The sequence below is a fragment of the Myxosarcina sp. GI1(2024) genome, assembly GCF_053543375.1.
The window spans coordinates 1-8,464 of sequence record NZ_JBKGTY010000021.1; the positions used below are offsets into that span (position 1 = coordinate 1).

Consider the following 8,464-nt stretch of genomic DNA (forward strand, 5'->3'; position numbering starts at 1 on the left):
TCAAGGCTAGAAGGAATCAGAAAAATAGCTATCGTCATGAGTGCACCAATCTTTAACATCAAAATTCAAAGTTAATCCAGCCCAAATATCTACAGTTCCGATAACAATTAAGCGTAAAGCACTCAGTAAGCTAAAAATAACCGGAGCTATAATAAAAAAACGAAGATTCCAGATAAATGCTTCAAAAACGGATTCGATTTTTCGAATTATTCTCGGTGTTTTCTTAATCATAGATTAACTGTATCCTAAAGTTAAGAGCTTCATTTTAGAGTATATGTAGGAATTGCATAACCAAAGGCAAAGCGCACGAAACTAAGTACAAGCTTTGTATAGCGCGAGGTAACAATATTCTATATTATATAATCTACCTAATTTTGATAAATATACGCCCGACAAATATTACTCGTTTACTGTAATTTTTAGTCAAACAAAACACGATTGATAAATTTGTTACTTCTGTGTTGAAAGATAGTATGGGGGTGTAGAAAAAAACTGTTTAATCTTTGGCGATCGTATTTTATGTCTGCATTGGAGGAATGAATAGTGTAGCCTTAACTGATTGATGTATTCTAAGGTGTTTTAGTATTTATCCTGAGGCTCGCCGCTTTAAGTGCGATCGCTCATGGCTTGGTAGGAATTGACAAAGCTAATCGAGCAGTTTACTATCTCAAACCCGAACTTTTTACCCGACAGATTCTGATGTTTTTTTTCTCCAAAACAGTAGTTTAGCTATATCTGTCTGTGGACGTTTATCGTGCCGATGTTTCCGCAGATGTTTATGAAATTTTATACCGAAAAAGCTCTAAATTCACTGAAAGTAGCGACGGTTTGCTATCCGATTATTACGCTCGATCTATATATTGGTCCCGTTTTCATCGGAATGTGGGGACACCTGGCTTTTCCAGACTTGACAGGCAATGCAGCAGATGAAATTTTGCCATTGATGCTCGAGCAATACACTTCAAGCTGGATGGCATCTCTAGTGATGGTTGGAGCAGTGGCAGCATTTATGTCTACTTTAGATTCTCAACTTTTAGCTTTAAGTTCGATGGTGACACGGGATGTCTACACTGCTTATTTTCGCCCCCAGGCTTCTCTTTCAGAACAAATAATGGTAGGCAGATTGTTAAAGATCGCCTTGGCATTAATATAATTTTAGCTTATCAACCACCAGAATCGCTGCTGAAACTGGCTACTGTAGCTTTTACTGGACTGTCGGTATTGTTTCCTACAGTAATTGCAGAAATATTTCACCTCTAAGTTGTCTTGTCAATTTTAGCTGGCAAAGCAATGCTCGTGGGATTGAAAACAGGGGTAATTCCCCAGGCTTGACCTTTGGTTTTTTACCCGTAATTCCCATTGTGGCAATTTCATCATTAGTAATCTTTCTGGAAGCTCTATTGCTCAAGACTAGAAGCAACTGGCGATTGCCTCTCTAAAAACTAGCTAATTTTTATTGCCAAGCCCGTTCATTACTTACGCTCGTAATCAGTATAGGCGTTTTTCAATCCTTCAAGCACTTCGGCTGTGGTTTCAAATAAAGCTTCTGCTTTGGGATCTTCTACCTTGGTAACATCTGAACGCAGATGTTCGATTAAATCGTGCAACATACCTTTGATTTTAGTAAGGGATTATTTTCGGGTAGAGTTTGAGGATCGCTCATGCTTGCTTCAACTTTCTTCCAGGTTGCAAAATCCCTATTTGGAAAACATCTGCTGTGAAACAGAGTAATTTTTGATGCCCAAAAAATCTTGAAATCTCTCTAAAATTCAAAAAGATCGAAAATCTAGCAAACTCTGAAGACTTTACCGAGTAAGACGCTTAGCTATCTTCCTCGTCCGATTCTTCAAGTTGCGGATTTTCCATTTCTTCCTTAAAACCCCGCAGAGTTTTTCCTAGAGAACTACCAATTTCGGGAATTTTTTTAGGACCGAAGACCAAGACTGCAACCAGCCCAATGATAACCACTTCAGGCCAACCCAAACCAAACATATATTTAATCTCCTCAAGACAATTAATAGTTAAATGTAGATATAATCTCAGTCTCAGTATATCGTTAAACTAATAGACATCTGCGGCTGTGTCCAATGAACCACCCAGAGCGAGCGTTTTAATCATCCAAATGTTAGAAACATCCCAGTTTTCCCTCCGTCAAGAACAACATCCTCTAATTCGTCAGCTAGCCGATCGCATTATCGACTACTGGCAACAATATTTAGAGCTATCTCCCTATGCTTTACCCGAAGGTTTGGGTTATGTAGAAGGAAAACTAGAAGGAGAAAAGTTGCGGATTGAAAATTGCTGTTATCAAACACCGCAATTTCGCAAAATGCACCTGGAGTTGGCGAAGGTAGGTAATAACTTAGATATACTGCATTGCGTGATGTTTCCTCGTCTCCAATATCCCCTGCCGATGTTTGGTTGCGATATAGTGGCGGGTAAGGCGGGTATCGGCGCGGCGATCGTCGATCTTTCACCGATCGATCCCGAAAAAACTCTACCCCAAGCTTACCAACAAGAACTTTCTGCCTTGCCAACAGTTCAGTTCTCCGTACCTCGCGAGTTACCTTCCTGGGCGGATATTTTCTCTCAGTTTTGTTTGTTTATTCGTCCCCAAAGCGAGGATGAAGAACGAAGTTTTCTCGATCGCACTTCTGCTTATCTCCGCATTCACTGTCAACAAGCTAATCTCGCTCAACCAGTATCGGTAGGTCAACAAGAATTGTATTTAGCAGGACAGAATTATTACTGTACCAAACAGAAACAAAATGATAAAACTCGCCGCGTTTTAGAAAAGGCTTTTGGTAAGGAATGGGCAGATAACTATATGAGCCAAGTATTGTTCGATGTTCCGCGATCGAATCAGGAGGAGGGGTAAAATTTAGATTCTGTTTTTTATTATCTATCTTAATCTTCAGCTCGATCGCCCTCGTCTCGAACCAATAGTTCGGTAAATCCTTCTAGGGAAAGCAATAGTACTTGTAGATCGCTTGCAACTAAATGAGTAAATTTTTCTAACTCACGGTCGGAAACAAATAATTCTCGATTAATCGTTTCTAATTCCTGTTGGACACTAATTAATTCTGAAATTTCAGTACCAAATTTTTGGGACAATATTTGTTGAGATTGTTCTACCAGTGCTTCTACTTGGCAACGGTTGGAAATTTCTTGGTGAAGTTGGCTGTTAATACGTCTTAGTGCTAAGTGGATTTTTATCCGTGCTAATATTTCCTCCGAGCGTACCGGTTTAATCATATAGTCTACATTTTTCAGGTGTAATTTTTTAAGTTTGTGGAGACTTTGATTGAGCGAAGTTATTAAAATGAGAAAAATATTTTGAGTATTAAAATTATTTTTTAGCTGATGGCATATTTCTAATCCCTCGTTTTCTATATGGGAAATGTCCATCAAAATAATATCTGGTTGGAGCGATTCGGCTGTAACTACAATATTTATTCGCTCATGTTCGAGCGAGACTTTGAGACCATGAGCTTGTAATTCTTCAGTCAGTTGCTGGTAGTTAGTTTGGTGATGATTGACAACCAAAACGAGCTCGTCTTTGAGAGTTTGGTTCATTAGTCAATAGTAATAACTCTTAGCAATTGCTCGATAATTTTAGTCATCATCTTCATCTGAGCGTCAATTTAAATCAAAATAGCTATAATCTATAGCTAACCAGCTTCGGCGATCAAGCGTTATTTGTCTTCAGTAAATCTTCTGATGTTATGTCCGGCAGCAATGATTGCATAAATGCCTATTACCTGACTACCGTCAATATTTTTACAAATCAAGTAAGATCGAAGTAGGGTCGCCAAATAGGTTTTTAACTATATTTTTTTATTGATTAGGTTGAGCAAGTCTTCGGCTCTGGCTTCTATTACAAATTTTTATTAAAAATTAAACTTCACCAAGGTTTTTTTGTATGGCAATTTGTAGTATATGGTTGAATGAGAAAACCAAAAGTAAAAGTAAATCAAAATGACTTTACTAGGGGAAGAACTGAGATATATGTATTCATAAAACGATGTAGTCTTTAACCTCTTCTCCCAATTTAATCAAAAATCTCAATCGACAGATTAATTGCCCTGCCAATGGTTGGGAAATGTTTTTCAATTCAGTTAACCTGACAATACACAAATACTCGGTCGACTAGATCGCAAAGTTCGTTGAAATCGTACCAGGTAAAGGAGATTATAATTGGCTAGAGAACGAGAATTTGCAAAAAATATCGTGAGAACCTCGTCATCCGAAATGAAGGACAAATTTTTCATCGTAGAAAGGGTATATTCTCACGACGAGAGCCAAATGACCATCGGACTTGCGAACCTCCGAGCTATCGTACCAGACATTGAGGCAAACAAGGACAAAATGGCCAGAGCCACGGAAATATTTAAGAATAAAGGCGTAAATCTAGCCATCTTTCCCGAATTCTCATTATCAGGTTATTTCTGGGAAGATACCCAAGCCTGTCGACAATACATGGACAGTACCGTGATTGAGAATCACACAGAATGGATAGATAAAACCTTAAAGCCGATGTTGGACGATCGACTGAAAGCGATCGTGTTCAACAACATTAGGCAAGGCAACGAAGGTAAATACTTTAATACTATTTTTACCCTAGCGGAGATCGAGGAATTTGATTATTTGCAGGAGGAAAATACTTATGACAAAATTTTTCTTCCGCCCATAGAAAAAATCTATACGGAGACAGGAGGAGACGACCGACTAGTTGTCGACACCAAATGGGGTCGATTTGGATTTACGAGCTGTTATGACTATTTATTCTCCCAATTGTTGCTTGAATACGCCAAAATTGACAAGGTCGACGCTATTATACAAATTGCTTCCTGGCGCTCTCTAGCTCAAAGAAACTATCCTGCCATGAATATACGTTCAGATACGTATTACGGATATCTTTGGGACACGGTGATAGCAGCAAAATCTGCCATCAACCAGGTCTGGACTCTAGCCTGTAATGCAGTAGGCAGGCACGATATTACAGGTGCCCATTTTTGGGGAGGATCGGGAATCTGGGCTCCATCAGGTATTAATCTCGTTCAGGCATCTCATTTAAATGAGGAACTTCTGATTATCCACAATGTCGATATTAAGGGACAGAGAGTTCTGGAGAAGGATGATTTTAACTACGCTTTCGACTTTGAATCTATTTACCAGCCAGTACACGGAAAGCGTACATTTACTAGAATTAAAGAGTAGCCACTAGTATGGGAGCCGATCGCAAAGGAACGCATAACAATGCTTAGTCACGAAACTGTGGTTTAGAGAATATCTGAAAAGTTTCGATGACTACTTTAGGGTGAGTTTAGTCTAAGGAGATTACTAAGGTTAAAACTTTCTTATCTGCGTACTAGATATAACTTTATAAATAACAAAATTTGCTTTTCAGACAACCTCTAACTGAGTAATGGCAACCTAGACACTCGCTAGTTTGAAATTGTCGAGTAACAACCAACTACTAACAATTATCCATCTCGATTTTTATCTATTCAGCAACATCAAAAACACATTATTTATTTTATTTATTTTGGTTGACTGCGCTGTGATAGATTTTTTCGTTGGCTTTAACCGACTTGAAAAAGTCAACGACTGGGTTGGGATAATCGACTCCCAATCTTACCCCGTAGCGTTTTTGTTCTTCCGCACTCAGTTTATATGGTTCGCGTACTTTATCCTCAGGCAGGGAAGCTAATTCTGGTAACCAGTGTTTGATATACTCTCCTTGAGGATCGTAATCTTTAGTTTGTTTGGGAATATTAAAATAACGAAAGCCACGAGCGTCATTGCCGACTCCTGCAGTGTAATTCCAGTTGCCCCAATTACTACAAACATCGTAATCGATCAGTAGAGATTCAAACCACTCCGCACCCATTTGCCAGTTAATCCCCAAATTTTTAGTCAGAAAACTAGCAACATTTTGTCTGCCACGATTGGACATAAAACCCGTAGCGGCAATCTCTTTCATGTTGGCATCTACTAAAGGATAACCAGTTTTTCCTTCGCGCCAGAGATCGAACCTTTCCCAGTCTTCTTTCCAGGGAATTTCAATACCTTGCAAACCAGAAACTTTAAAGATTTTATTGCCGTGTTTGGCACAAATAAAACGGAAAAAGTCGCGCCAAATTAATTCAAAAATTAGCCAATAGGTAGAATTATTTTTAATTCTTTCGCTCTCGTATTGACGGACGCGATCGCAGATATAGCGGGGAGAAATACACCCCCTTGCCACCCAGGGAGAAAACTTGGAAGAATAGTCTGCTCCCAACATCCCATTGCGGGTTTGTTTATAGTCTTTAAGACAGTCTGCTTGCCAAAAGTAATATTCTAGTCTGGCGATCGCTTCCGTCTCTCCTCCTCGAAATTTCAAAACAGCGCGATCGTCGAAGTTAGGAGTTTCTAATCCCAAATCTGCTAGAGTAGGAATTTCACCGATTTCTATTTCAGGTAGCTGTGGTAATTTCTCTGGTTCCGTTAGGGGTTCGGCAATTGTGGAATTGTTTTCTACCTGTTTGCGAAAACTGGTGTAGAGTTCTGGAATTTCGGAAATATCGAAGGGTAAATCTTTTGGTAGGTAGAGTGTCGACTCCCAAAATTCTTCTACCTTGACGTTGAGGGATTTTAAGGCTCTCTTTAAAGCCGACTCTACCTTGAGTTCTTCGTCGGTTACTTCCTGTTGATAGTAAACCGCATCGATGTCTAAGCTTTTTACCAGAGAGGGAATGACTTCTTCTGGTAAACCCTGGCGCACGACTAAATTACTACCTAGTTTCTGGAGTGAGTTGCGTAAATTTCGGACGCTTTCGATTAAAAATTGGGCGCGATATTTACCAGTTTTGGGAAAGCCAAAGGAAGTGGTTTTAAACTGCCGGGGATCGAAACAGTAAACGGGAATAATTAAAGCTTTTACTTCTAGAGCAAGATCTAAAGTTAGGCGATCGTGAACTCGCAGGTCGTTGCGCTGCCAAATTAAAATACGTTGCTGTACCATAACTATTACAATTTAAACAAACCTCAACAATTGAGTAACTTCTGTTTCTGCTTCCAATCTTCATCGCTAGCGATTGGCTTTGCCAGTGCGCGGAGCGCAATCGCGTCTTTGATTTGTGATTCGATTTCTTTGAGTTTTGCTTCTAGCCATTCAATGTGTTCGCTAATGCCCGATTGCACTACGTTACTTTTACCTCGAAGACGATTTTTCTCGGCGGTAATCATGTCGCTAATTTGACGACGACGCTGTACCAAGTCTTCTAATTGACGGGATGATTCGTCTTTAATTGCTCTGACTTGAGGGCGTATAGCATTTCTAGAAGTGCGCCAAAATTTTCGCATCAATAGCATCGGTTTTGGCTAACTGCCCTGTGGCTTCCAAGACGATTAACTCTGGTTTGATTTCTATAAGTATCTTGACTAACTCACTAATTCCAGAATCATCATTAGTTACTTGAAATAACTTTCCTATCGGGCAGATGTAGACATCGAGATATTTCTGACAGACATCGATTCCCACCCACTGTTGTTGTTCCATTGTTCTTATTAAAAATTTTTAGCTTTTTCCTCTGGGTTCTGACTCTTCCTTGCAGAATGCGGGGTCTAATTCCCCTAGTGATTGTTTGAGTTGATTAAACTGAGAGGAGAGTAGCGACCCTAGCTAAATCACGGTTTTAATTAACCAAGGGAAGGACGGTCTACTACTTTTTCTAAAGTATCAGGATTTGAGATCCTAAATTCAAGTTACAAGGTAACAATAAAGCCGAAACCGATTGTCTTATATACTTTCACCCTCATTCTAATCCTAGCAAGCTTTTTAGTAGTTTCGAGAATTGGATGATTTGATTCTTAATTTATTATCCCCAATTAATCATTGAAAGATCGAGTTTTCGTAGGCGAGCGATAGTAGATCGCGCAAACTTCGTACTCAACTCAAATTCGAGCGGAAAATATCAGTATTCTTTACGATAAATTCAAATTGAACTCTTACCTTTTTACAAGATGTTTACCTATTTAAAAATTATTTAAGTGAATATATATATGTAACTAATTTTAATTAAGTAATACTTTAAATAAAAACTATTCCTATGATCGAACTATTATATTTAGCTTCTCAAATTCAATGTGGCTCTAATGGCTCCCCTATTAATGTAAGTATTGATGTCTATCAAAACAGCCAATTAGTAACAACAATGTCAGTAGAAGAACGGATTTTATTACCCGTTGATTCGGTAAGAGAATTGACTTTTAAATATAGTTTTGTCGATGCTAGCTGCAGTCCCAGTAGACCTACTGAAATGCTTTTGGGTAATAATGATTCGGTTCCCGATCTTCCTGGCGCCTACGAGCAACAATCCATTCAAGAAATTTTAGATGGATTAAAGGACTACGAGGAACTATTTTTAGCGGTACTTAAACAATTTAAACAGACAAAATAAGATAGAATACCTTTGCT

11 protein-coding genes are annotated in these 8,464 nt (G+C 38.8%); 4 read left to right on the forward strand and 7 right to left on the reverse strand.

The features are described 5' to 3' along the window. Positions 1-6: 6 nt before the first annotated feature. Positions 7-231, reverse strand: a complete 225-nt coding sequence (locus ACLFKQ_RS30410) for a hypothetical protein (protein WP_449003336.1) — start codon at positions 229-231, stop codon at positions 7-9. Between the two features lie 547 nt (positions 232-778). Here ACLFKQ_RS30410 and ACLFKQ_RS30415 point away from each other — a divergent pair. Beyond that, the gene (locus ACLFKQ_RS30415) at positions 779-1,153 is read left to right on the forward strand and encodes a sodium:solute symporter family transporter (protein WP_449003337.1); all 375 of its coding nucleotides are present in this window, start codon (positions 779-781) and stop codon (positions 1,151-1,153) included. 319 nt (positions 1,154-1,472) lie between these two features. On the opposite strand, the gene ACLFKQ_RS30420 is transcribed toward ACLFKQ_RS30415, so the two are convergent. After that, a complete protein-coding gene (locus ACLFKQ_RS30420) occupies positions 1,473-1,610 on the reverse strand; it encodes a hypothetical protein (protein ID WP_449003338.1) in 138 nt (45 codons plus the stop codon). A gap of 211 nt (positions 1,611-1,821) precedes the next feature. Next, positions 1,822-1,992, reverse strand: a complete 171-nt coding sequence (gene tatA, locus ACLFKQ_RS30425; RefSeq protein ID WP_449003339.1) for a twin-arginine translocase TatA/TatE family subunit — start codon at positions 1,990-1,992, stop codon at positions 1,822-1,824. 130 nt (positions 1,993-2,122) lie between these two features. Here tatA and ACLFKQ_RS30430 point away from each other — a divergent pair, with 130 nt between their 5' ends. Further along, positions 2,123-2,878: a phycocyanobilin:ferredoxin oxidoreductase gene (locus tag ACLFKQ_RS30430; RefSeq protein WP_449003340.1), complete on the forward strand. Its 756-nt coding sequence runs from the start codon at positions 2,123-2,125 to the stop codon at positions 2,876-2,878. A gap of 29 nt (positions 2,879-2,907) precedes the next feature. Here ACLFKQ_RS30430 and ACLFKQ_RS30435 read toward each other — a convergent pair whose 3' ends face one another. Then, entirely contained in the window at positions 2,908-3,576 is a 669-nt protein-coding gene (locus ACLFKQ_RS30435) for a response regulator (RefSeq protein ID WP_449003341.1), read from the reverse strand. Positions 3,577-4,197: 621 nt separating this feature from the next. Between ACLFKQ_RS30435 and ACLFKQ_RS30440 the strand changes: the two genes are divergently transcribed. Further along, positions 4,198-5,220, forward strand: a complete 1,023-nt coding sequence (locus ACLFKQ_RS30440; RefSeq protein ID WP_449003342.1) for a carbon-nitrogen hydrolase family protein — start codon at positions 4,198-4,200, stop codon at positions 5,218-5,220. Between the two features lie 319 nt (positions 5,221-5,539). Here the strand turns inward: ACLFKQ_RS30440 and ACLFKQ_RS30445 are convergent, their stop codons facing one another. The 3 genes from ACLFKQ_RS30445 to ACLFKQ_RS30455 are packed head-to-tail and all read right to left on the reverse strand — an operon-like array spanning position 5,540 to position 7,546. Further along, positions 5,540-7,009 (reverse strand): DASH family cryptochrome, encoded by a 1,470-nt coding sequence (locus ACLFKQ_RS30445; RefSeq protein ID WP_449003343.1) that lies wholly within the window; start codon positions 7,007-7,009, stop codon positions 5,540-5,542. A 23-nt stretch (positions 7,010-7,032) separates the two neighbouring features. Beyond that, the gene (locus tag ACLFKQ_RS30450) at positions 7,033-7,350 is read right to left on the reverse strand and encodes a hypothetical protein (protein ID WP_449003344.1); all 318 of its coding nucleotides are present in this window, start codon (positions 7,348-7,350) and stop codon (positions 7,033-7,035) included. Continuing rightward, the gene (locus ACLFKQ_RS30455; protein ID WP_449003345.1) at positions 7,325-7,546 is read right to left on the reverse strand and encodes a hypothetical protein; all 222 of its coding nucleotides are present in this window, start codon (positions 7,544-7,546) and stop codon (positions 7,325-7,327) included. The genes ACLFKQ_RS30450 and ACLFKQ_RS30455 overlap by 26 nt, the downstream gene beginning before the upstream one ends. A 550-nt stretch (positions 7,547-8,096) precedes the next feature. Between ACLFKQ_RS30455 and ACLFKQ_RS30460 the strand changes: the two genes are divergently transcribed. Further along, positions 8,097-8,447, forward strand: coding sequence for a hypothetical protein (locus ACLFKQ_RS30460; RefSeq protein WP_449003346.1), 351 nt, complete (start codon positions 8,097-8,099; stop codon positions 8,445-8,447). Positions 8,448-8,464 lie beyond the last annotated feature (17 nt).

Coding starts and splice junctions, on each gene's coding strand:
- ACLFKQ_RS30410 (WP_449003336.1), bottom strand. CDS start 231: ATGATTAAGAAAACACCGAGAATAATTCGAAAAATCGAATCCGTTTTT.
- ACLFKQ_RS30415 (WP_449003337.1), top strand. CDS start 779: ATGAAATTTTATACCGAAAAAGCTCTAAATTCACTGAAAGTAGCGACG.
- ACLFKQ_RS30420 (WP_449003338.1), bottom strand. CDS start 1,610: ATGTTGCACGATTTAATCGAACATCTGCGTTCAGATGTTACCAAGGTA.
- tatA (WP_449003339.1), bottom strand. CDS start 1,992: ATGTTTGGTTTGGGTTGGCCTGAAGTGGTTATCATTGGGCTGGTTGCA.
- ACLFKQ_RS30430 (WP_449003340.1), top strand. CDS start 2,123: ATGTTAGAAACATCCCAGTTTTCCCTCCGTCAAGAACAACATCCTCTA.
- ACLFKQ_RS30435 (WP_449003341.1), bottom strand. CDS start 3,576: ATGAACCAAACTCTCAAAGACGAGCTCGTTTTGGTTGTCAATCATCAC.
- ACLFKQ_RS30445 (WP_449003343.1), bottom strand. CDS start 7,009: ATGGTACAGCAACGTATTTTAATTTGGCAGCGCAACGACCTGCGAGTT.
- ACLFKQ_RS30450 (WP_449003344.1), bottom strand. CDS start 7,350: ATGCGAAAATTTTGGCGCACTTCTAGAAATGCTATACGCCCTCAAGTC.
- ACLFKQ_RS30455 (WP_449003345.1), bottom strand. CDS start 7,546: ATGGAACAACAACAGTGGGTGGGAATCGATGTCTGTCAGAAATATCTC.
- ACLFKQ_RS30460 (WP_449003346.1), top strand. CDS start 8,097: ATGATCGAACTATTATATTTAGCTTCTCAAATTCAATGTGGCTCTAAT.